This window comes from Clostridium sp. MCC344, from assembly GCF_018785365.1.
Lineage (GTDB): Bacteria > Bacillota > Clostridia > Lachnospirales > Lachnospiraceae > Pilosibacter.
On record NZ_WQPQ01000024.1, the window covers coordinates 113885 to 133887 of the forward strand.

32 protein-coding genes and 1 tRNA gene are annotated in these 20003 nt (G+C 46.4%); 32 read left to right on the forward strand and 1 reads right to left on the reverse strand.

What is annotated here, in order from left to right:
* Positions 1 to 4: 4 nt before the first annotated feature.
* From GPK90_RS08455 to GPK90_RS08505, 12 genes are all read left to right on the forward strand, one after another.
* Positions 5 to 754, forward strand: a complete 750-nt coding sequence (locus GPK90_RS08455) for a hypothetical protein (protein WP_215702727.1) — start codon at positions 5 to 7, stop codon at positions 752 to 754.
* 102 nt (positions 755 to 856) lie between these two features.
* Entirely contained in the window at positions 857 to 1564 is a 708-nt protein-coding gene (locus tag GPK90_RS08460; protein ID WP_215702728.1) for a DUF6291 domain-containing protein, read from the forward strand.
* A gap of 4 nt (positions 1565 to 1568) precedes the next feature.
* Entirely contained in the window at positions 1569 to 3353 is a 1785-nt protein-coding gene (locus tag GPK90_RS08465) for a hypothetical protein (RefSeq protein ID WP_215702729.1), read from the forward strand.
* Position 3354: 1 nt separating this feature from the next.
* Complete coding sequence (locus GPK90_RS08470; protein ID WP_215702730.1) at positions 3355 to 3681, forward strand: hypothetical protein; 327 nt, start codon at positions 3355 to 3357, stop codon at positions 3679 to 3681.
* Positions 3662 to 3895, forward strand: coding sequence for a hypothetical protein (locus GPK90_RS08475; protein WP_215702731.1), 234 nt, complete (start codon positions 3662 to 3664; stop codon positions 3893 to 3895). The genes GPK90_RS08470 and GPK90_RS08475 overlap by 20 nt, the downstream gene beginning before the upstream one ends.
* A 35-nt stretch (positions 3896 to 3930) precedes the next feature.
* Positions 3931 to 4098: a hypothetical protein gene (locus GPK90_RS08480; RefSeq protein WP_215702732.1), complete on the forward strand. Its 168-nt coding sequence runs from the start codon at positions 3931 to 3933 to the stop codon at positions 4096 to 4098.
* Between the two features lie 3 nt (positions 4099 to 4101).
* Positions 4102 to 4623, forward strand: a complete 522-nt coding sequence (locus tag GPK90_RS08485) for a DUF551 domain-containing protein (RefSeq protein WP_215702733.1) — start codon at positions 4102 to 4104, stop codon at positions 4621 to 4623.
* A 16-nt stretch (positions 4624 to 4639) separates the two neighbouring features.
* Positions 4640 to 4762 carry a hypothetical protein gene (locus tag GPK90_RS19395; protein ID WP_275950573.1) on the forward strand — a complete coding sequence of 41 codons (123 nt, stop codon included), beginning with the start codon at positions 4640 to 4642 and terminating at the stop codon, positions 4760 to 4762.
* A 22-nt stretch (positions 4763 to 4784) separates the two neighbouring features.
* Complete coding sequence (locus GPK90_RS08490) at positions 4785 to 4973, forward strand: hypothetical protein (protein WP_215702734.1); 189 nt, start codon at positions 4785 to 4787, stop codon at positions 4971 to 4973.
* Positions 4974 to 5057: 84 nt separating this feature from the next.
* Complete coding sequence (locus tag GPK90_RS08495) at positions 5058 to 5234, forward strand: hypothetical protein (protein WP_215702735.1); 177 nt, start codon at positions 5058 to 5060, stop codon at positions 5232 to 5234.
* Positions 5234 to 5416 carry a hypothetical protein gene (locus GPK90_RS08500; protein ID WP_215702736.1) on the forward strand — a complete coding sequence of 61 codons (183 nt, stop codon included), beginning with the start codon at positions 5234 to 5236 and terminating at the stop codon, positions 5414 to 5416. The genes GPK90_RS08495 and GPK90_RS08500 overlap by 1 nt, the downstream gene beginning before the upstream one ends.
* Positions 5409 to 5810, forward strand: coding sequence for a hypothetical protein (locus tag GPK90_RS08505; protein ID WP_215702737.1), 402 nt, complete (start codon positions 5409 to 5411; stop codon positions 5808 to 5810). Before GPK90_RS08500 ends, GPK90_RS08505 begins: the two co-directional genes overlap by 8 nt.
* 279 nt (positions 5811 to 6089) lie before the next feature.
* On the opposite strand, the gene GPK90_RS08510 is transcribed toward GPK90_RS08505, so the two are convergent.
* Positions 6090 to 6611, reverse strand: a complete 522-nt coding sequence (locus tag GPK90_RS08510) for a helix-turn-helix domain-containing protein (RefSeq protein WP_215702738.1) — start codon at positions 6609 to 6611, stop codon at positions 6090 to 6092.
* 133 nt (positions 6612 to 6744) lie between these two features.
* On the opposite strand from GPK90_RS08510, the gene GPK90_RS08515 reads away from it, so the two are divergent.
* The 20 genes from GPK90_RS08515 to GPK90_RS08610 all read left to right on the forward strand — a co-directional run bounded on the left by GPK90_RS08515 (position 6745) and on the right by GPK90_RS08610 (position 19995).
* The gene (locus GPK90_RS08515) at positions 6745 to 6888 is read left to right on the forward strand and encodes a hypothetical protein (RefSeq protein ID WP_215702739.1); all 144 of its coding nucleotides are present in this window, start codon (positions 6745 to 6747) and stop codon (positions 6886 to 6888) included.
* 103 nt (positions 6889 to 6991) lie between these two features.
* Positions 6992 to 7804, forward strand: coding sequence for a BRO family protein (locus GPK90_RS19035; RefSeq protein WP_243016300.1), 813 nt, complete (start codon positions 6992 to 6994; stop codon positions 7802 to 7804).
* Positions 7801 to 8016, forward strand: coding sequence for a hypothetical protein (locus GPK90_RS08525; protein WP_142410419.1), 216 nt, complete (start codon positions 7801 to 7803; stop codon positions 8014 to 8016). Before GPK90_RS19035 ends, GPK90_RS08525 begins: the two co-directional genes overlap by 4 nt.
* Positions 8017 to 8158: 142 nt before the next feature.
* Positions 8159 to 8232 (forward strand) — tRNA-Ile (locus GPK90_RS08530).
* Between the two features lie 137 nt (positions 8233 to 8369).
* Positions 8370 to 8996, forward strand: coding sequence for a hypothetical protein (locus tag GPK90_RS08535; protein WP_215702740.1), 627 nt, complete (start codon positions 8370 to 8372; stop codon positions 8994 to 8996).
* An 80-nt stretch (positions 8997 to 9076) separates the two neighbouring features.
* Positions 9077 to 9841 (forward strand): phage terminase small subunit, encoded by a 765-nt coding sequence (gene terS / locus GPK90_RS08540; protein WP_215702741.1) that lies wholly within the window; start codon positions 9077 to 9079, stop codon positions 9839 to 9841.
* Between the two features lie 37 nt (positions 9842 to 9878).
* Positions 9879 to 11270: a PBSX family phage terminase large subunit gene (locus GPK90_RS08545; RefSeq protein ID WP_486463665.1), complete on the forward strand. Its 1392-nt coding sequence runs from the start codon at positions 9879 to 9881 to the stop codon at positions 11268 to 11270.
* Positions 11271 to 11281: 11 nt separating this feature from the next.
* A complete protein-coding gene (locus GPK90_RS08550) occupies positions 11282 to 12679 on the forward strand; it encodes a phage portal protein (RefSeq protein WP_215702743.1) in 1398 nt (465 codons plus the stop codon).
* On the forward strand, positions 12679 to 14469 hold the full coding sequence (locus GPK90_RS08555) for a minor capsid protein (protein WP_215702744.1): 1791 nt from the start codon (positions 12679 to 12681) through the stop codon (positions 14467 to 14469). Before GPK90_RS08550 ends, GPK90_RS08555 begins: the two co-directional genes overlap by 1 nt.
* The gene (locus tag GPK90_RS08560; protein WP_215702745.1) at positions 14462 to 14722 is read left to right on the forward strand and encodes a hypothetical protein; all 261 of its coding nucleotides are present in this window, start codon (positions 14462 to 14464) and stop codon (positions 14720 to 14722) included. The genes GPK90_RS08555 and GPK90_RS08560 overlap by 8 nt, the downstream gene beginning before the upstream one ends.
* A 29-nt stretch (positions 14723 to 14751) precedes the next feature.
* Positions 14752 to 14997: a hypothetical protein gene (locus GPK90_RS08565; RefSeq protein WP_215702746.1), complete on the forward strand. Its 246-nt coding sequence runs from the start codon at positions 14752 to 14754 to the stop codon at positions 14995 to 14997.
* Between the two features lie 24 nt (positions 14998 to 15021).
* Positions 15022 to 15237, forward strand: a complete 216-nt coding sequence (locus GPK90_RS08570; protein ID WP_215702747.1) for a hypothetical protein — start codon at positions 15022 to 15024, stop codon at positions 15235 to 15237.
* 228 nt (positions 15238 to 15465) lie between these two features.
* Positions 15466 to 15657, forward strand: coding sequence for a hypothetical protein (locus tag GPK90_RS08575; RefSeq protein WP_215702748.1), 192 nt, complete (start codon positions 15466 to 15468; stop codon positions 15655 to 15657).
* A 131-nt stretch (positions 15658 to 15788) separates the two neighbouring features.
* Positions 15789 to 16394 carry a phage scaffolding protein gene (locus tag GPK90_RS08580; RefSeq protein WP_215702749.1) on the forward strand — a complete coding sequence of 202 codons (606 nt, stop codon included), beginning with the start codon at positions 15789 to 15791 and terminating at the stop codon, positions 16392 to 16394.
* Between the two features lie 18 nt (positions 16395 to 16412).
* A complete protein-coding gene (locus GPK90_RS08585; protein WP_215702750.1) occupies positions 16413 to 17417 on the forward strand; it encodes a major capsid protein in 1005 nt (334 codons plus the stop codon).
* A gap of 8 nt (positions 17418 to 17425) precedes the next feature.
* On the forward strand, positions 17426 to 17779 hold the full coding sequence (locus GPK90_RS08590; protein WP_215702751.1) for a head-tail connector protein: 354 nt from the start codon (positions 17426 to 17428) through the stop codon (positions 17777 to 17779).
* Positions 17772 to 18110 (forward strand): hypothetical protein, encoded by a 339-nt coding sequence (locus tag GPK90_RS08595; RefSeq protein WP_215702752.1) that lies wholly within the window; start codon positions 17772 to 17774, stop codon positions 18108 to 18110. Before GPK90_RS08590 ends, GPK90_RS08595 begins: the two co-directional genes overlap by 8 nt.
* On the forward strand, positions 18107 to 18523 hold the full coding sequence (locus tag GPK90_RS08600; RefSeq protein WP_215702753.1) for an HK97 gp10 family phage protein: 417 nt from the start codon (positions 18107 to 18109) through the stop codon (positions 18521 to 18523). The genes GPK90_RS08595 and GPK90_RS08600 overlap by 4 nt, the downstream gene beginning before the upstream one ends.
* Positions 18516 to 18974, forward strand: coding sequence for a phage tail terminator family protein (locus GPK90_RS08605; RefSeq protein WP_215702754.1), 459 nt, complete (start codon positions 18516 to 18518; stop codon positions 18972 to 18974). Before GPK90_RS08600 ends, GPK90_RS08605 begins: the two co-directional genes overlap by 8 nt.
* Positions 18946 to 19995: a phage tail sheath subtilisin-like domain-containing protein gene (locus GPK90_RS08610; RefSeq protein WP_215702755.1), complete on the forward strand. Its 1050-nt coding sequence runs from the start codon at positions 18946 to 18948 to the stop codon at positions 19993 to 19995. The genes GPK90_RS08605 and GPK90_RS08610 overlap by 29 nt, the downstream gene beginning before the upstream one ends.
* Positions 19996 to 20003: the final 8 nt, after the last annotated feature.

Consider the following 20003-nt stretch of genomic DNA (forward strand, 5'->3'; position numbering starts at 1 on the left):
TGAAATGTTAGAAGGATTAAAAGAAGCGTTACAGTATGTAGTAAATCTCGGAAACGACGCAGAGAAAGTGCAGGTCCTCGAGATCTGCGGTGAGACATATGCGAATAAACGCCTGGAGCGTTACGGAGCGCCGAAGAGAGCCAGTGCAATCGGGGCGGCGTCCCTGTCTGCTATGGTGGATTATATTGCCGCGTGTTCTGAGGAGTTTGACGGCAAGAAGATGGTGATCCAGATCGATGGTCCGAAGACGGTACGCCTGGTATCGTTCCTTGATTCTGAGAGAAAGAGAGAATGCCTGTTCTTATGTGAGGCAGAGACATCTGAGTACCGCTTTGGCGCCTGGTACGACCAGGAAGAGTTTATGATCGCGGTCCAGTCGAACTTTGCGACAACACCGGATCTGGAAGCAATCATGAAGTTTGCAGGCAATGTAGAGCAGAAGAACAACACGACATATTCTGACGATGGCAGAACCCAGGTGGCAACCATGAATGTGGGAGTCGCTTCCAAGGCAGACGTGATCGTCCCGAATCCTGTGGACCTAGTTCCGTTCCGTACCTTCCAGGAAGTGAAGCAGCCGCACAGCCAGTTCGTGTTCCGGCTCAGCGACCAGGGAACACCGGCCTTTAAGATTGTGGAAGCTGAGGGAGGTATCTGGAAGAACGAGGCAGTGGACAGCATCAAAGAGTACTTCAGAGCAGCGCTTGCAGAGATGCCGGAAGAGATTAGAAGCCGGATCGTGATCATCGGATAAAGATTCATAAAGCGGCTATTTCCTCATTCTGAGGCATGTCACAGGGATCCCGGCGTTCTGGCCGTTGACGCCGGGAAAATTATCGAGAACAGGAGGCTGGTCGTGACCAAAAATAGCTTTTTGATGTACACCGACTGGGGTGACATGATCGAAGAGCTGGACGAAGAAAACAGAAGCCAGTTGCTTCTCGCGATCATGCGTTACCAGTCAGATAAGGAACTTCCAGAGATGGACCTTGGAGCGCGGGTTGCCTTTGCTCAGATCCGCACTCAGTTCCGTAAAGATGAAGAAAAATACAGCAAAACGATTGCAAACAGATCTGCTGCCGGAAAGCTTGGAGGGAGACCAAAGAAAGCTTCCAATTCCGAAAAGCAAAAAAAGCAAATGCTTTTTGATGAAAGCAAATCAAAGCAAACGAAAACAAAAAAAGCTGATAATGATAATGTTAATGATAATGATTTAAAAGAAAACACCCTTGCGGGTGTTAAAGAAAAGCGCTTCGCGCCACCCATCCCGGAGAATGTGAATGGATATTGCCGGGAAATGGGATATACGCATGTGGATGCAGAGCGTTTTGTTAATTATTACGCTGCAAAAGGCTGGAAAATCGGCAATGACAAGATTGAGGACTGGAAGGCGTTAGTGCGTAACTGGGAACGTCAGGATAATGACCAGAGGCAGGGAATGGCCGCCAAGGATCCGCAGACCGCTCAGAAGAAGTCCGCAAACCGTTTCGCAAACTTTGAGCAGCGTCAGTATGACTATGATTCAATGCTTTTCCGGGAACGGAAGGAAAAAGCGCAGGAGTGAGAAGATGGAGGATGTAGAGAACACAAGAAGACCGGAAGAAATGGATCTTTCGGGGAAAAGTTATTTTCTGGACGTGAGTCTTGAAGAGGCGGAGACCAGCATTCGCGCCAGTCTGAAGGATGCGGCCCGCAGCGTGATCGCCGTGGGGCATTACCTCAAGGTGATCCGGGATAAAGAACTGTATCGCGAAGCCGGATATGAGAATGTGTGGGATTATGCAGCGGATCGGTTCGGTTTTAGCAAATCGACGGCAAGCCGATACATGACCCGGAATGACAAGTTTTCCGTAGGTGGCAACAGCCCGATCCTTGCGGAAGAGTTTCGGGAATACAGCAAGGCACAGCTGCAGGAGATGTTGTCCCTGGATGCAGAGCAGATGAGCGCGGTGACACCGGACATGACAGTGCGTGAGATCCGTGAACTCCGAAGGCCAAAGGAGATCCCATACTTTGAGATCCCGGGGCAGCTGAGTCTGTCAGATTTTCCGGAGCTGGGTGAAGCAGAAACGGGAGCTTCAGCAGCGGAGAATTCAGCACCGACAGAAACGATGACCTCAACCACGGCATTTACGGTCAGTGCTGAGGACCTGATCGGGGAACCGGAGGAGAAGCTATCGGCGTATGGTTTTCCAAAAAGAGTTTATCCGGCAGATAGCTTACTGACGACACCAGGATGTAGAGGAGATAATGGACAGGGATATGATTGCTTTAATTGCCATCTGGAATGTGAGATCCGGCAGGAATATTGCCGGTGCGTTGATGCTACATGCGGATTTCCATTTCCGTGCCAGATGGTCGATACCGGTAAGCGTGAGATCCTTGAAAAGAAGATCGGAGAGAGATGCCAGTTTATTGATTTAAATTTAGCGGATCATAAGGCAGGGGATGGAAGCCCGGTGCCGTGCTGCAAGGATTGCGAAACGCCGTGCGAATATGCGTGTGAAAATTCCGGAAAGCGTGTTGCGACGTCGCAACAGTCGGTTGCTGCCGATGCGCAGCAGGAAACTGCGGGGAACGCTGCCGAAAAGCAGCAGGATATTCCTGAAAAGCCAAAGACAGAGAAATGCATCCATGATGGAATATCGCGGTGTACGCTGTCGGAGGAAGACAAGGAAAAGGACGGAACCGGAAAAGATTGCGCTCATCATTGTTGTTGGAACTGTGTAAAACGTGATGGCTGCAATATAGAATGCTATGCATCATCGAAAAGAAAAACATTGGATGATGATGAAGTGGCAGCAGAAGATGAGGAAAATTCTGAACAGACGGCAGAGCCAATTGAGTTTGACAGAAAAACGCTGGAGGATATGATCCGAAATGCGCAAGAGGTACTTGATCAGATGTGCGATTACTGGGTGGAGAATCAGCCATACACCTATGCAAAGTATAACATGATGATCCAGGCTTATAAGCTGTTATTGAAGGAACAAGATGAATCTGATCAGAAGCTGGACCTGGTTGAACAGCAGCCGGAGCTTCCTTTTCTGAAGAACGATAAGCAGCGGGCTGAATTTATCGACGCATATGAGGAATGGCCACTGTGGATCGATAACCAGGAAACTGGGGAGAAGTACTATCGGTATGAACTTCCGGATGGTACAAGCTTTGTAATTAAGACCTATCATGCAATGCTGTATAACTACGATGCACTGGAATATGGGAATTACAAAGAGGGATATGGAGAAAATGAACAGTATCTTCTGAAACCTGGAAAGTTCTTCCGGGACTGCCGAACGAACCGCTCAACGTTGATTGATAAGTTGAAGGAATTACAGAAAGCGGGAAGCTGATATGGAGAAGAGTGGAAAACACAGGTACACCTTGATAGATATTCAAACTGGAGAGATCATATGCGCGGATCTTACAGCCGGTGAAGTATACCGCATTACAGGAATCCCGTCTCAACAGGTCAATAAATACTGGCAGAGAGGGACGATCCGTGACAGCATATGGAAAGTGGTCTTGTATGAAGAAGGTGATGAAGGCATTTGGACACCTGAACTTTGTATGCGTTGGGATTGTATCCGGAAGATGGTCCTGGGCGGCCTGAAGTATGGCAAAGGTACATACGAGGAAAAGATAGCGAGGTGGAGAAATCGTGCCAGCAAGGAAGCGTAGCACAGAACTTAGCCGGACGGAGGTCTGCGTCCAGACACAAAAGGGTAACCACAAGACCTGTGGAAATGGCAAGACCGGTGTGTGGCGGGAAGGAACTGTGATTGGTATCTTCAGCAATTTCGCCCATGTGAGACTACAGAGTGGCGTATGTGAAAGTGTGTCATGGTTGGAGATAGCAGGTGAGGACAAGGAGGATGGCGATGAAGAAGATTAAGTTATTTCCGACGCCGCATATGGAGGTTCGGATCTTTGTATCAGATGAGATGGAGAAGGATTTCATGGAGTGCCGACGGAAAACCGGAAAGGGAAAAATTCATAGAATCCCTAGCTGTGATAAGTGCAGCTGGGAGGAACTTAATGTTTGCAATACATGTATTTGTATGCATGAAAGTGTACGAAAGCAGCTGGGAGGCGTAAACAGTGAGATTGACAGAAAAGACAGATAGTGGCAACTGGTGCCTGAGAGATGTTCCGTGGTTCGAGCTGAAGCCCGGCACAGTGCTTACAGAAAAAGTCTGGGAAAAGCTCTACGGGGCGCTCTGGAAGTTGAAAGATTATGAAGATACAGGATTAAGTCCGGAAGAAGTGGAAAGCGTCAATGATTTTGAGAAGAGCCAGACATACAGGGCGATTGCGGAATTGCAGGAAGAGAGGGAGAAGCACAGGTGGATCCCGGTGACAGAGAGACTGCCGGAAACTGGTGATTATGTGCTGCTCTCGTTTTCCAACTTCTCAGTCCCAGCCATTGGAAGATATGACGAGGACGAAGAGGGCGGAGCATTTTTTATTGGTGATGAGACAGAATCACTTGTTAGCCAGGATATGTTTGTGAATGCCTGGATGTCGTTGCCAAAACCGTACAGAGAAGAGGTGGAAGAAAAGCCCGTTGCGGATACCGGCTGGAAAGACCACTATATGGGACGGTTTGAAAAAGTTGAATAAGGTCAGGAGGAGAACGATGGAGTGGGTATTGTTTGAAAAAGAAAAGGCTAAAAAAATAGATAAGCTGTTGGAACGCTATGGACGAATCCAGCGCAAGAGAGCCTGGCATAAGCGTAGCAGGACAGGAAAGCGGAAGTAAATTAAGATTTTGGAGAAATAGCATGAGAGATGAAGAAATAAAATATTGCCCTTTTAGGGTGGTAACAGAAACATTTCCGGCGATGTGTGTAGGGAATGGAGATATTACGAGAACAAGTTTTGAAGTGTGTTTGAAAGAGCAGTGTCCGGCTTTTTATGTGGCTCATGGCGGATATGGTCAAGAATATGAACGATGCAAGCGGTTGAAATAACTATTAAGATTTTGGAGGCTATGAAAAGCTAAAAGAATCATATAAAGCTGGGCAAATCTTAAATTATGAGAAGGAATGATGAGGATGAAAGATAGAAATGCAGAAGGTTATCCAACGGCGGCCAGAGCAATCAAGGCAGCTGATCGGCCACCGGAGAATGTGATCATGTTCCGGAAGATGATCAAGGCGATTGGTGTGATCCTCCATGTGAGGGTGCTCGGCAAGGTGACGCTGATCGATGAAAGGGGACGGCGATGGTGATGAGTAAAGAATGGAATGAGAAAGTAGCCAATGCACTGAAAAAGAAGATGAAGGCTACTGACTACGCGATCATGAGCGAGGACCGGAGTCGTCGGAGCTGGAGCGCGGCACATCCGGCGTACATGGGAACAAGCCTTTGCCCGGATCCGCGTTATCGAGGAGGTGATACCAAGCATGCATAATAGACAGGTCAATCTTAGAAATATTAAACTGCGTGATCATAACATATCGCGAGCAAAATACAACGAACTAAAGTATTTCTGCATCCAGTACGCTGAGAAAAAGCAGAAGCTTGAGAACGTTTATGGACTGAGAGCAATGGTGAATGACGGAATACCGAAGGGAAATCTATCTGGGGATGCGACGGCACAGGAAGCAATTCGCAATGTAATGCTTCAAGAGGATTTAAGGCTGATAGAGGAGACAGCTAAGAAAGCATCCCCAGAGATTTACAAGTGGATTTTAAAGAACGTGACTGAAGGAACACCATATGAGTGGATGACTGTTCCGGTAGGGCGGCGGCAATTTTATGAGTATCGACGGTATTTCTTTTATCTGCTGGCACAGAAAAGATAGTTTATAAAAATTTTATAATTAGACTTTTTTGTGAACCAAATAATAATTTGAGTCGCTTTCAAAATTGAAATTTTCAACTAGTTTAAATTTTGCGTTATGTAAACCATATCCAAATTATTATTTGGTACAGAAAGGAGAAGCTGCAAGGGATTGAGGGGGGATTTACAAGTCGAGATGGTTGTGGTAAGGTGCAGGAAAGAGACGGTGTTTTGGGATGTCAATACTATTGACACCTGAATTTAAAACAAGAAAAAGCCGCCTATTTGTTGGTAGGCGGCTTTAATCATCATGTTCTGAGATAATAGGAATATTATATTTAGCGATAGTTTTTTCTCGCCATAAAGCGTAAACTTCTTCATCGATGGTTTTGGATATATATAAATTACGCATTTTGGCCCAATCTTGCAAGAAAATATTCAGATTATCATCGGTAAAAGAAATTCCCCACATGGTACGTTTGTTTCCGTGTGAGTCGACAGCGGTAGCTTTGGTTGGATAGACATCTAATTCAGCGATATTCATGATATCAAAAAACATATCAATAATATCTGTGTAGGTGTTAAATACTTTGTTCATGCTTTTTCGCGGCGATAGTCCACATAGCCAACTTAATGAGACGTTAAATGTTGTTGCAATTTTTATCAACATTTCAAGAGACGGTGTTTTAGCACCAATTTCGTAAGACGATATACTGACTGGTGAAGCATTTATACGTTCTGCGAATTCTTTTTGAGTCAGTTGTAGGTCAGAACGAAGTTCTTTAAGATGAGCAGATAATTGTTCAGAAAATTTGGCATCCATCAGAGCACCTCCTTTATGTATATATATTATACCATATTGATAATATATATACAATGAGAAAATAAAACTATGCTAATAGTATTGACATAATACTAATAGTATGATAACATAAAACATGGGAGGAGGGATAACGATGAAGCAAATTATATTAAAAGTTAAAGATGAAACACATAAAGCAGCGAGAATCAAGGCTTTAATGTTAGATAAATCTTTAATGCAGTATGTGATAGATCTTATGGAAAAAGATTTAGGCAACAAAAAAGAGCAATCACGCTGAGTTTGGCGACCTACGTGATTGCTCCAAAACCTGAAACCTGTAAACCCAGGAATCACCTTGTATTGTAAGGGATTCCGTCAGAAATTGCAAGGAGGAATTTGCAATGCAGAATTTAATGGTCTTTGAAGGACACGATGTAGAAGTATTTGAACTGAATGGACAGGTATTATTTAACCCGAAGCATGTGGCTGAAATCTTGGGTATTAAGAATGTGAATGATAATATCTCAAGAATGAATGCAAAACAGGTTGTAAAGCTGACAAATTCTAAAGTCGGTAAAACCGATTTTAGAAAATTACATAACACAGGCGAGAATTTCCTCACCGAAAGCGGCGTGTATAAGCTAGTATTCAAGAGCCACAAGCCAAATGCAGAAGCTTTCACAGACTGGATCGCAGATGAGGTTCTCCCGACTCTTCGTAAGACTGGTTCTTATGAGATGCCAAAACAGGACAAGCCGAAGAAAGAGAAACTACCTTCCGTAAACATGATGGTAAAGAACATCAAGGAAGCTCTGCATGATGCCGGTGTAGATTCCAAGTACATAGCTGCCGAAGTGGTGCGGATCTATTCCGACTCCGGCTATCCGGTAAAGACAAAATTGATTTCTGATGTTCCAGAGCTTTGGGACTGCACCAGTATCGCAAAGAATCTGGGAATATATTCGGAGAATGGCAGACCGCATGATAAGGCTGTCAGCGCAATCATCCAGAAGTTAGATATCTTTGCAGATGAAATCGTGAGAACTGCATACAGCCGAAATGGGCATGACGGCGTCACGGTCCAGTATAAAGGCAGCGTCCTGGAAAAGGTCAGAGAATGGCTGATCGAGAATGATTACCCGACCGTAATTAAGCTGGAACTTTCCAATGGCAACAGCAATAAATGCAAGGTTGTTTACGGGGAGGTGGCATGATGAACATTCAGGAGGAATTAAGAATCTCTAATTATCAGCCAGTCTCATTCTTAAAAGGTTCAGAGATGGGAGACTTATATGAGGCAATGGTAGAATATTGGCGATTAAAAGGAGCCGATGCAAGCGGAGCATTTGCAGCATCATTGTTTTATAACTTAGGACGCACCCATGGAATTCGCGATGAGCGGGCAAGGAAAAAGAAAGAGATGTAAAAAGTGGGTAACTACGAGGGGGTACTTTCGTGATATTATGGTATCGTGCTTGAAGCCAAGGGCATACAGCCGGCGGCTTCCTACATCCTCCTCAAGTGAAGGTATACGTGGGCGGCCGTTAGGCAGAGCGGTCGCCAATTATCAGGGCGTAGCTCAGTAAGCAGAGCAGCTGGCTTATATCCAGCGTTGGCGGGGGTTCGAGTCCTTCCGTTCCGATTTGCCTGGTTTAAGGGTTCTCCACCCGGACGTTCCAGGTGCATGAAAGACATCCTTGTGAGAGGGTGTCTTTTTAGGTTGTAAATGAATATTATTTGATATAAAATAAAAGAAAAATGTTAAAATGGAGAAATAAAATGAAATCTGATATCATTTTTATAATTGCAGTTATTGTTCTTGCTGTGCTTATGTATATATTACTCTTTTGGCTGATTATAGATACATTTGAGACAAGACGGTATAAGAGTGAGTATAAATCAACAGTTGGGGCTATAAAAAGCATATTGCAAACTTATTTTAGAACACGGAATTACGATGAATGTATTTTAGAAATTGATATTCTTTTTAGAAATCACATTATGAAAAATGAAAGATTGAAAAAGGAATTCAATAATGTTGTAGTGCTATTAGAATGTCATATATTAGACATAAATTCAGGCAAGATAAAAATAGAATGTGGGAATATTGACGATTATAAAATTGCTACTAGTGAATTCTTGGCTGAGTATCAACTACGAAATCCCTTGGAGCAAATCAAGGGCACTGATTTTTTAATATTAAAACAATTGATAGACTGTTTGGAAAGCCAAAAAGTGGATGAGGGAAAAACAGTTGTTAATCGTATTGCAGTAGAATTAAAAACGCTAAAAGATAGCAATTTAGAGAATGAAAAAAATAGTAAGAAGCAAGACGCAATGACTAAAGTGGGATTAGTTTTATCAGTTGTGTTTGGATTAATGACTTTTATACAGTTTTTTACATAAAACGCATGCAGTTATATATGGAGCCACCGCCGCGTGGCTCTTTTCTTTTACCCAAAACCGACGAATCGGAGGTGATGAGCATGGCCAGAGCGCCGGATCCGAGAATTGAAAAGGCGAAGGCCATGTACCTGGAAGGTATGAAATTAGTTGAGATTGCAAGTCAACTAAATCTGCCGGAGGGAACGGTCCGCCGATGGAAGTCCACACATAAGTGGGAAAACGAACGCTCGGATAAAAATAGCGAACGTTCGGAAAAGCGAAAGCGCGGCGCGCAGCCGGGGAACAAGAACAGCTCTGGTGGTCCGCCTGGGAATAAGAAAGCAGTTACTACGGGAGAGTTTGAGACTCTCCTTTTTGATTGTCTGGAACCGGAGGAGCGGCGGCTGGCACAGGCAGTTCCGGAAGATAAAGAGACGCTGCTTATGCAGGAGATCCAGCTTCTTACGGTTCGGGAACGCCGGATGCTGAAGCGGATCGACCTTCTGAGACAGTCTCCGGATGATTCCGATGAGGTCTCCGGAGACGAGACAGGGATGACTGTTGTGAGTCATAAAATGGGAATCGAAAAGGACAAAGATACAGATCTTCGTGAATATCAGGGGAAGCTGGGGCAGATCCAGCACATTGAGGAAGCCTTAACCAGAGTGCAGGCAAGAAAACAGGCTGCGATCGATGCGCTGCACCGGTATGGTGTGGATGATGCACGCCTGGAGATCGAGATGATGAAGCTTGACCTGGCGGCACTGAAACTTGGCGGTCAGGAGCAGGAGCTTGAAGATGACGGATTCCTGGATGCACTGAATGTAGAGTCTGATACGCTTTGGGGTGATGTCGATGGAGATTAAGGATCGTATCGCCGATATGCGCGATAAGCTTCAGAAGATGAAGTCACAGAGAGGGATCCTGACGAAGGTTCAGATATTCAAGTTCCAGCCGTTTTCCAGAAGACAGAAGCAGGTTCTTACCTGGTGGATGCCGGGGAGCCCTGTGAAAGATTATGATGGCATTATTGCGGACGGTGCGATCCGCTCGGGAAAAACGGTCTGTATGTCGCTGTCCTTTGTGTTTTGGGCGATGGAGAACTTCAGCGGTCAGAACTTCGCAATGTGCGGCAAGACGATCGGTTCCTTTCGAAGAAACGTTCTATTCTGGCTGAAGCTAATGCTCAAGAGCCGAGGGTACAAGGTTGCGGATCATCGGGCCGATAATCTGGTTGAAATCACCCGAAAGAATGTCACGAACTACTTTTACATCTTCGGTGGTAAGGACGAACGCAGCCAGGACCTGATCCAGGGTATCACTCTGGCTGGGGTATTCTGCGATGAGGTTGCGCTGATGCCGGAGAGCTTCGTTAACCAGGCGACAGGACGTTGCTCGGTGACAGGATCCAAGTACTGGTTTAACTGCAACCCGGATGGACCATATCATTGGTTCAAGGTCAATTGGATCGACAAGGCGATCGGATACCTCGGAAAGAAGAAGGCAGCCAGGCTGCAGGAAGAAGCCGCCGCGAAAGGCACGGAGCTGAACCTCAAGAAACTCCTGTATGTGCATTTCACGATGGACGATAACCTGAGCCTGTCAGAAGCGATCAAAGCCCGATATCGCAGCATGTACAGCGGCGTGTTCTTTAAGCGTTACATCGAAGGACTCTGGGCGATGGCTGAGGGTATCATCTACGACATGTTCGACCGGGACAGGAATGTGGTGGACGCAGAAGCCATTGCGGCGGAATATCGGCAGAGAACCGGTCGGGAGTTCTGGATCGGCGACAAGTATGTCAGCTGTGACTATGGTACCCAGAACCCGACGGCGTTCCTGCTGTGGAGCAAGGGAGCTGATAACAAGTGGTACTGCCGCAGGGAGTATTATTATTCCGGACGCGATAAAGGGCAGCAGAAGACAGACAAAGAATTTGCTGAAGATCTGACGGCGTGGCTATCCGGAGAAAAGATCCGGACGGTGATCCTGGACCCGGCAGCAGCATCTTTCAAGGCAGAGTTAGAAAAAGATGGTTACAAAGTAAAGAAAGCGAAAAATGATGTTTTGGATGGGATCCGTTTTGTGGCAACCTTGCTGCTTTCGGGTTCTATTTTTATTGATGCATCCTGCGAGAACCTGCTGAAGGAATTTGCTTCTTACATCTGGGATGCAAAAGCCGGAGACCGCGGGGAGGATAAGCCGGTGAAGGAGCATGATCACGCGCTCGATGCTCTCCGCTATTTTTGCTACACGATCATTCGCGGAGTTGGTGGCATGAAGATTTTAAAGTGAGGTGAGGAAACATGGACATTGAAGTAATTAAGAAGCTGATCCGAAAATATCAGAGTGGGCATACGGATTTTGTGAGGCAAGCTGAAAAGGCGAAGGCTTACTATCGGAATGAGACGGATATTATGTTCCCACCGCTGAAGGAGAAGCAGGAGAAGAGCGAGAAGCCGCTACGGAATGCAGACAACCGGATTCCATTCAACTTCCACGGTTTGCTGGTTAACCAGAAGGCATCGTATATGTTTGCGGCACCTCCGATTTTTGATCTTGGAAACAAGAATGCGAACAAAAAGTTAACACAGTTTCTTGGGGATAAATATCCGAAAGTGTGCAAAGACCTGTGCATTGAGGCATCGAACTGTACGGTCGCATGGCTGCATGTCTGGAAGGATGGGAAAGGTGCATGGAAGTATGCGGTAGTTCCGGCAGAACAGATCATTCCGGTATGGACGAGTGATTTGGAAAAGGAGCTTTCTGGCGTGTTCCGGAGCTATCAGAGCATCGATGAGGAAACCGGTGACAGGTATACCGTTTACGAGTACTGGAACGATAAAGAATGCACGGCATACCGGCTAAAAGCGGGAGATGAACTGGATCAGCTGATTCCGTATCAGATGTTTCTGGTTGATCCGGAGCTGTGCGAATATTCGGATTGCTATCAGCACGGAGTTGGGGAGGTACCATTCTTCCCGTTCTTTAACAATAACATCGACACAGACGATCTGAAGAACATCAAGCCGTTGATCGATACTTACTGTAAGGTGTTCAGCGGTTTCGTAAATGATCTGGAAGACATTCAGGAAGTGATTTTTGTTCTGACCAATTATGGAGGCGAGGATCTGGGGCAGTTTCTTCGGGATCTCAAGGATTACAAAGCAATCCAGATAGAGAGCGACGGAGATGGGGATCATTCCGGCGTTTCAACATTAACAATTGAGCTGCCGGTAGAAGCCAGAGAAAAGCTTCTGGAGATTACAAGAAAATGTATTTTCGAACAGGGCATGGGTATTGATCCGGATCCGCAGAACTTCGGAAACAGTTCCGGAGTTGCGCTGCAGTTCCTGTATTCCCTTCTGGAGCAGAAAGCCGGCTTGCAGGAAACGGAGTTCCGTTTAGGCTTCGGACGGTTCATCCGCTGCATCTGCCGGCTTCAGGAGATCAAGATCAAAGACGGCACGATCGTGCAGACCTGGACGAGGACCAGTGTAAAGAATGATCAGGAGTTATCCCAGATCGCATCTCAGAGCAAAGGAATCATCTCTGATGAGACGATCGTCAGCCACCACCCGTGGGTAGATGATCCTGAGAAGGAAATGGATCTCTTGAAGGAACAGGAAGAAAGCTCAGCGGCAGATATCTCGGACATGTTCCCGAAAGAAGGCGCATCGGGTGATGAAGGCGGTGATACGTGATGTCCTACTGGGAGAAACGTCAGGAGGAAACATACAAGGCCGGAGAGATGCAGGTAAATCAGTATTTCATGCGACTGGAGAAAGCATTTAATCAGGCGAAACGGGAGCTTCAGAAGACCGTGGAGAGCTTTTACTGGCGATATGCGAAGGAGAATGGGCTGACGTATTCAGAAGCCCAGAAACGGCTCGATAAAGCGGAACTGGGAGAATTGAAGGACTTCGTTGAGAAGGCAATGAACAACATCGGGAAATATAACCAGGATGTCAACAACATGTCCATCAAGGCCAGGATGACCCGCTATCAGGCATTGGAAGCGCAGGTGGACGCGATCCTCCGGGAACTGTATGCTGTGGAGTATGAGGCAGAAGGGACATGGACGATGCAGGAGGTGTACGGCGATACCTATTACCGAACCTGGTATAACATCGATCAGTACCATGGCTTTCATGCCGAGTTCGCCCAGATTGAGCCGAGGACGTTTGAGCAGCTGATCAAATATCCATTCAATGGTGCCAACTTCTCATCCAGGCTCTGGAAGCAGAAAGACCACCTGCAGTCTCAGCTCATGGAATCGCTTACAACTATGATGGTCCAAGGAGCATCCCCGCAGAATCTGGCCGGAGAGTTCGCTAAGAAGATGCAGTCAAAGAAGGCGGATGCGTACCGGCTCCTGCACACGGAGAGCTCATTCCTGATGAGTGAAGCAACTCACGCCGGGTATAAAGAGGACGGCGTGGAGCAATATGAGATTCTGGCCACGCTGGACAGTAAGACCTGCGGCGTGTGCGGGAAGCTGGATGGGAAGATCTATTTTGTTTCGGAAGCGGTGGCAGGAAAGAACATGCCGCCGTTCCATCCGTGCTGCCGATGCACGGATGTTCCGTATTACCCGGATACCCCGACGGAGGGAATGAAGTGGGCCGCCAGGGATAAAGATGGCAACAACATCGAAGTGCCGGAGAGTATGACGTATGAGGAATGGAAGAAGAAATATTTAAATGCAGGTCTTCAGCCGGTTGTAACACCGCAGGAAGAGGCGGCGAATGGTCAGATAGAACTTTTGAAAAAGTATGGCAATCTGACCAACATCATGTTCACTGGCACTGCTGAAGATATGACCAGATGGAGCGAATTGCAGAAGATATCGGGCAAAACGGAAAAGGAACTCTTATCTGAAATGTCGAAGAGTGCCGATAACTGGGAATCTATTTTGAAAATGCAGTCGGAAACGACAATGAAACCGTTTGTTAATCAGTTGCTGGAAGCTGCAACAGATACAGAGCTTGGAGCCTTGCGCACATGGAGCGGTGGATCTTATGTAAATATCAATCGCTATCTAAGATACGGAATCAATGTTGATCCTATTTCCAAAAAGGCGGCAAAGGACATTGAGGCGGTGCTTGGCAAGGTCACGACACAAAAAGAGATCATTGTGAAGCGAGGAACCGGAACAAGAGAGATTTTTGAAAAAATGACTGGTGACTGGAAAAAGGATCCGAGTGTTTTAGTAGGACAGAAGTTTTCGGATAAAGGATTTACCGCCACTTCGCCAATGAAAGAAGGCGGTTTTAGCGGCGCTGGCAAAGGCAACGCTGAATTGTTTATAAGGGTTCCCAAAGGGACACATGGGGCGTATATCGCGCACGAAGCTTTTAACGAGGAAGAAAAAGAATTCCTCTTGCAAAGAGGGTATTCTTATAGGATAATTAAGGCAGAATACAGAGTAAATCCGCGTATTCCAGAAGATAAGGATTTAAAAGTATGGTGTGAGGTGATATCAAATGAGTGAGTATTCCTGGGATAATCCTAAGTTGCAGTTAATTTGTGGACAATGCCATTTGAAAGATAAAGATCCTAAATTATGTCATGGTGTTGAACCACCGATAGAAAAAACATTTATTCCAGAGTCCACAAGTGATTGTTTCTTTATTCGCGAATCATATTGGCAGCGAATACCGGAGGAACAGAAAGAGGGATTTAAGGAAGATATACGGGAAAGAAGCGAAAGATATTATTCGAGGATAAAAAAGAAGTCAGAGTAAACATTATTTGCAGTGTGAGGTGATATCAAATGAGTGAGTACTCCTGGGATAATCCTAAGTTGCAGTTAATTTGTGGACAATGCCATTTGAAAGATAAAGATCCTAAATTATGTCATGGTGTTGAACCACCGATAGAAAAAACATTTATTCCAGAGTCCACAAGTGATTGTTTCTTTATTCGCGAATCATATTGGCAGCGTGTTCCACAGGAGCAGAGGGATGAATGGACAGAGTTCATAAATAAGAGAAGTGATAGATTTTATGGAAAGGATTAATGTTGTATTTGAAAGGATAATAAAATGAGTTTGAAAGAGGAACTTCTGCAAATCAAAACATATGAAGAGTATGAACCTCAGAGAGAAAAATTCCGAAGTCTTGTTAGGGACAAAGAAGTGTTGGAACATTTGAATATGCTGTATGGAAAAGGATACGTTGGTGGAGACATTGAACATGGTCTTATAGAAGAGGTTTACAAAACTCCGCCAGGTCAGGGAAAACAACGCATTGGAGGATAATGAAATCAACCACCGGTCAATAGGCTGGTGGTATTTTTATACCCATTTTCAGGTGTTGCGACGTCGCAACAAACAGGGAGGTGATTACAATAGGATTTTTCAAGTGGATCAGATGGATCAGACAGCACCGTTGTAGCCATCACTACCGCAAGCATTGGAGCCGGGATTCTGGTCCGTATGGCGGATATGTGATGCGCTGCTCATTATGCGGGAAAGAGAAGGGACGGTATGATTGATATTTTTTGTACCGGAGCATCCTTCTACGGCGTAAAGCTCAGCTATGCAGCAATGGAAATCATTATGAGAGAGGATTTTGTAAAAGATCAGGACTTTATTGAGTTTGTCTTTGAAAATGGAACCAAAGGAGCGATCCGAAAGGGTACAGTCATTGGTTTTACAGAATCAACAGTAGAGGTTTAGACATGCTTAAAAGGCATGTTATTTTTATGCCCTGCCATAAGGCATAAAACTGGGCGCTACTCTGCCGGGAGTATAACCGGCCGATCCCAATACCCGGAGAGCGGGAATAAAAATCTATGGAGGTAAGCACGATGGAATGGTTAAAGACAATTTTAGAGAAGGCAGTGATCACCGACGGGAAGCTGGACGTTGATGCCACTATGAAGGAAATCAATGGGGAGTTCCCGAAGCATGCAGTACCGAAGCAGGACTACAATGATAAGGTGAAAGAACTGGGAACAGCCAATGATACGATCAAGGACCTTAAGAAAAATAATGCGGACAACGCAGATCTGCAGAAAAAGGTCAAGGACTATGAAGCTGAAGTGGCAGGACTTAAAACAGCAGCGGCGAATACCAAAAAGGAATACGCCTTAAAGGATAAGCTGAAGGAAGCAGGTGCTGTAGATGCGGATTACATCATTTACAAGCAGGGCGGTCTGGATAAATTCACATTTGACCAGGACGGTAAGGTCATCGGATTGGATGACGTTCTCAAACCGATGAGAGAAGCTTCTCCGCACCTGTTTAAGAATGCCGGCGGAACTGGTGGCTATAATCCGGCGGGAGGCGGAAATCCGCCAGGAAATAATCCGTTTGCAAAGGAAACCTATAACCTTACAGAACAGGGACGCCTGTTCAAACAGAATCCGGAGCAGGCCAGACAGCTGGCAGCTGCGGCCGGAGTAAAACTTTAAGAAAGAGAGGAATTTTAAATGGCAGGAACAACCTTACAGGACGTAATTGTCCCGGAACTTTTTAACCCGTACGTGCTTAACCGGACAATGGAGCTGTCTGCACTGGTGCAGAGCGGCATCATTGCAAATAACTCGGAGTTCGATGCGTTGGCATCCCAGTCAGCACCGACCGTTAACATGCCGTTTTTCGAGGATCTGACAGGAGAATCTGAGCAGGTGATCGAGGGAACAGATCTTGAAGATAACAAGATCACATCAAACAAGGATGTGGCAGCAATTCTCCGTCGTGCAAAGATGTGGTCCGCGACAGATTTATCCGCAGCACTGGCCGGAGCAGATCCGATGAAGGCAATTGGTACTCTTGTGGCACGCTTCTGGGAACGTGACATGCAGAAGGAGTTAATTGCCATCCTCAGTGGTGTATTTGGAACTGTGCCGGCCGGCGGATCCGGAACTCCGCCGGCAGAGACTAGGCTTGAAAGCAACATCCTGGACATTTCCGGATTAAGCGGTGCGAAAGCAAACTGGTCCGGAGCTGCGTTTATTGATGCGGAACAGAAGTTAGGTGATGCGAAGGCGCAGTTGACCGGTGTTTGCATGCACTCTGCAACAGAAGCATATCTGAAAAAACAGAATCTGATCGAGACCGTGCAGCCGTCCAATGACGTTGCATTCGGTCTGTATCAGGGAAAACGCGTTATCGTCGATGATGGCTGTCCGGTATCTGACGGTACCTACACGACGTATCTCTTCGGTAACGGGGCTGTAGCACTTGGAAATGGTCATCCTGTTGGATTCGTACCGACTGAGACCGATCGTGCAAAGCGCAAGGGTTCCGGTGTCGATTATCTGATCAACCGTAAGACCATGATCCTGCATCCGAGAGGGATCGCATGGCAGAATGCTGAGGTGGCAAAGACCGAGGGTCCGTCCAGAACTGAGGTGGCAAACCCGAAAAACTGGAAACCGGTCTATGAGCCGAAGCAGATCCGTATCGTGGCATTCAAGCACAAACTGGGATAGGAGGCGTTATGACATTTTCGGAGATGTTAGAGAAAGTGAAGAGTAACCTGAAAATCGAGGATGACACACGGGATCTCAACATCTCCGATGTCATCCTCAGTGTCTGCGATTACTGTAATATGGACCAGGACAAGCTTCCAGAACGCCTGGAGCCTTTTATCCGTAAAAAAGTGAAGGGCGTAATGGATTACGAAACCGTAAAGGGAACCAGTTATCAGCAGGACATTGCCAGCATTAAAGAGGGTGATGGAAGCATTACCTACGCCACGGATGGCAGTAACAGCCGGGAAGGCGTATACGGTTTGTCAGATGCTGATAAAACGGTACTGCGGCGTTACAGGAGGTTGAGAGGATATGTTTAACCCTTATGAAGTAATGTATGATTCGGTTATGGATGTGTACCGGTATCAGGACAAAAAGGATGACGCCGGTTTCGACGCGTCCGGCGAGAGTCTGGTGGCATCCAGCGTAAAGTGCCGATACAGCATTTCAAGCCAGGGAGCCGCAGGAAGTCCGGTGCCGTCCCTGCAGGCGGCCAACCAGCTCTTCTGCGGGTTGGAAACGGATATTCGGGAAGGTGATAAGGTGGTGGTCGCGCTGCGAAACGGGCATAAGGTGAAACTTCGGGTTGGAGAAGCACACCCTTATAGCTTCCAGTACCAGTGCCGGGTAGAGAGGGATGAGAAAGCGTGAGCAGTTCCAATTATCGAAGAAATAAGGCAGCGCTGGATGCATTTCGAAAAGATTTGGAAGCGGAGATGGGAGATCTCTCGGAAATCGATATCAAGCTCTTAAACCAGGCAGTGAATGAAGGGGTGCGGGACATCAAAAAGAATACACCGGTTCGAACCGGACATTTGAGAAAGTCCTGGCGGTCGGCTCCTGCGGTAAAAGGTCCTTCTGGGGTCAAGAAAGTTCTGGTCAATATGGCGGACTATTCTGAGTTTGTAAACTATGGGCACAGAGTTGTAAGCCGATCGGGAAAGACAACAGGATTTGTTCCGGGAAACCATATGCTGGAGAAAGGTATTTCCTATATCGACAGGCGGCTGATGGGACTTTTCAAAGCAGAGATCGAACGGATCAGGAGGGAACACGATGGTTGAGAGTCTATATAAAGCGATTGCCGCGGAATGCCGCTCATCTGTGCCGGAGCTTAAGAAGATTTACCGGGATAACATTCCACAGAACATGGAATTTCCGTGTATCCTGGTAGAGATTACGGAAACGACGGCAAACCGGCGTCTGTCAGAAAGACAGCGGATCAAACAGAACTTTGATGTTCAGTATTTCCCTGGTAATGAAAGCGAAAACCGCAGAAAAGAATGTGAAAAAGTAAAACAGAAGATGCTCCGGCGTTTTGATGTGGTAAGCGCCGATGGCATCTCTTTTTATGTTAGGAACAAAAATGCATCTATCGTGGATGATGTTCTTCATCTGTTGTTCGATGTGACCTACACCGAATACGAGAAGAAAGAGATCCCGAAGATGGAAGAAATGAACACAAATATAGAAACGGAGGAAAAAGATGGCAGGAATATGGGAAAGCCAGAATAAGGTCATTCCGGCAGCGTACATCAACCTTGTTACCAATACACCGTTGAGCATCACGGCCGGAGACCGGGGAACTGTGGCGCTGGCACAGGAACTGTCCGTGGGAGATGATGGTGCTATCTATCGCATCACAGCGACGGAGGCAAATTATCCGGAGAATGCTACTGCTGCAGATAAGAAACTGGCAAATCTGGCACTTCTGGGAGCCAAGACGGTGCTTTTATATAAGCTTCCACCAAATCATACGGATGATCATGTGGAAGCGATGCTTGCAAAGTTAAAGACGGAAGACGCAAACGTGATCGTGTATCCGTATTTGAAGTCCACAACATCTGCATCAACCGCTCAGCAGACGATCGCAAACTGGGTTAAGGCAATGCAGGAAGAGGAAGGTAAGAACATTACGGCGGTTTTGACCAATTATGTTGCAGACAGCCAGTATGTGATCAACAACGTACAGGGAGTAACGCTTTCAGATGGATCCACACTGACTGCAGCAGAAACAGGTGCATGGATCGGCGGTGTAACGGCCGGGGCAAAGATCACGGAATCCAATACCGCAAGAAAGTTTGTCGGCGCGATCGATGTAACACCAAGAATGACAAAGACGGAGATGGAGACGGCGATCAAGGCAGGAAAGCTGATCCTTACTGTGGACAAGTCCCAGAATGTCACGGTCGTGGCAGATGTAAACTCGCTGACAAGCACGACACAGACCCTCGGTGACATCATGAAGCAGAACCGGTCTGTACGTACTGCGTGCGGAATCCGGGAGGACATCGGAACGGTCTGGGATTCCAACATCAAAGGTAAGTACAACAATAACGAGGAAGGACGATCTATTTTCAAGAGCGCCCTGGTTGAGTATTTCGCTGATCTGGAACGCCGTGGTGCGATTCAGAATTTCAGTGCAGATGACATCACAGTAGAAGCCGGAACGGCGATCAACGCTGTGGTAGTAACCGTTGCAGTTCAGCTTGTTGGCAGCATGGAGATTGCCTACATCACAGTAAATTTGACGTAAGGAGGGAG

Excerpts from the sequence above, each read along its gene's own strand:
- GPK90_RS08525 (WP_142410419.1), top strand. The coding sequence starts at position 7,801 with ATGATGAACATTCAGGAGGAATTAAGAATCTCTAATTATCAGCCAGTC.
- GPK90_RS08550 (WP_215702743.1), top strand. The coding sequence starts at position 11,282 with ATGGACATTGAAGTAATTAAGAAGCTGATCCGAAAATATCAGAGTGGG.
- GPK90_RS08470 (WP_215702730.1), top strand. The coding sequence starts at position 3,355 with ATGGAGAAGAGTGGAAAACACAGGTACACCTTGATAGATATTCAAACT.
- GPK90_RS19395 (WP_275950573.1), top strand. The coding sequence starts at position 4,640 with ATGGAGTGGGTATTGTTTGAAAAAGAAAAGGCTAAAAAAATAGATAAG.
- GPK90_RS08535 (WP_215702740.1), top strand. The coding sequence starts at position 8,370 with ATGAAATCTGATATCATTTTTATAATTGCAGTTATTGTTCTTGCTGTG.
- GPK90_RS08510 (WP_215702738.1), bottom strand. The coding sequence starts at position 6,611 with ATGGATGCCAAATTTTCTGAACAATTATCTGCTCATCTTAAAGAACTT.
- GPK90_RS08555 (WP_215702744.1), top strand. The coding sequence starts at position 12,679 with ATGTCCTACTGGGAGAAACGTCAGGAGGAAACATACAAGGCCGGAGAG.
- GPK90_RS08560 (WP_215702745.1), top strand. The coding sequence starts at position 14,462 with ATGAGTGAGTATTCCTGGGATAATCCTAAGTTGCAGTTAATTTGTGGA.
- GPK90_RS19035 (WP_243016300.1), top strand. The coding sequence starts at position 6,992 with ATGCAGAATTTAATGGTCTTTGAAGGACACGATGTAGAAGTATTTGAA.
- GPK90_RS08465 (WP_215702729.1), top strand. The coding sequence starts at position 1,569 with ATGGAGGATGTAGAGAACACAAGAAGACCGGAAGAAATGGATCTTTCG.
- GPK90_RS08495 (WP_215702735.1), top strand. The coding sequence starts at position 5,058 with ATGAAAGATAGAAATGCAGAAGGTTATCCAACGGCGGCCAGAGCAATC.
- GPK90_RS08570 (WP_215702747.1), top strand. The coding sequence starts at position 15,022 with ATGAGTTTGAAAGAGGAACTTCTGCAAATCAAAACATATGAAGAGTAT.
- GPK90_RS08500 (WP_215702736.1), top strand. The coding sequence starts at position 5,234 with ATGAGTAAAGAATGGAATGAGAAAGTAGCCAATGCACTGAAAAAGAAG.
- terS (WP_215702741.1), top strand. The coding sequence starts at position 9,077 with ATGGCCAGAGCGCCGGATCCGAGAATTGAAAAGGCGAAGGCCATGTAC.
- GPK90_RS08605 (WP_215702754.1), top strand. The coding sequence starts at position 18,516 with ATGGTTGAGAGTCTATATAAAGCGATTGCCGCGGAATGCCGCTCATCT.
- GPK90_RS08490 (WP_215702734.1), top strand. The coding sequence starts at position 4,785 with ATGAGAGATGAAGAAATAAAATATTGCCCTTTTAGGGTGGTAACAGAA.
- GPK90_RS08580 (WP_215702749.1), top strand. The coding sequence starts at position 15,789 with ATGGAATGGTTAAAGACAATTTTAGAGAAGGCAGTGATCACCGACGGG.
- GPK90_RS08455 (WP_215702727.1), top strand. The coding sequence starts at position 5 with ATGTTAGAAGGATTAAAAGAAGCGTTACAGTATGTAGTAAATCTCGGA.
- GPK90_RS08610 (WP_215702755.1), top strand. The coding sequence starts at position 18,946 with ATGGCAGGAATATGGGAAAGCCAGAATAAGGTCATTCCGGCAGCGTAC.
- GPK90_RS08590 (WP_215702751.1), top strand. The coding sequence starts at position 17,426 with ATGACATTTTCGGAGATGTTAGAGAAAGTGAAGAGTAACCTGAAAATC.
- GPK90_RS08595 (WP_215702752.1), top strand. The coding sequence starts at position 17,772 with ATGTTTAACCCTTATGAAGTAATGTATGATTCGGTTATGGATGTGTAC.
- GPK90_RS08585 (WP_215702750.1), top strand. The coding sequence starts at position 16,413 with ATGGCAGGAACAACCTTACAGGACGTAATTGTCCCGGAACTTTTTAAC.
- GPK90_RS08515 (WP_215702739.1), top strand. The coding sequence starts at position 6,745 with ATGAAGCAAATTATATTAAAAGTTAAAGATGAAACACATAAAGCAGCG.
- GPK90_RS08565 (WP_215702746.1), top strand. The coding sequence starts at position 14,752 with ATGAGTGAGTACTCCTGGGATAATCCTAAGTTGCAGTTAATTTGTGGA.
- GPK90_RS08545 (WP_486463665.1), top strand. The coding sequence starts at position 9,879 with ATGAAGTCACAGAGAGGGATCCTGACGAAGGTTCAGATATTCAAGTTC.
- GPK90_RS08505 (WP_215702737.1), top strand. The coding sequence starts at position 5,409 with ATGCATAATAGACAGGTCAATCTTAGAAATATTAAACTGCGTGATCAT.
- GPK90_RS08575 (WP_215702748.1), top strand. The coding sequence starts at position 15,466 with ATGATTGATATTTTTTGTACCGGAGCATCCTTCTACGGCGTAAAGCTC.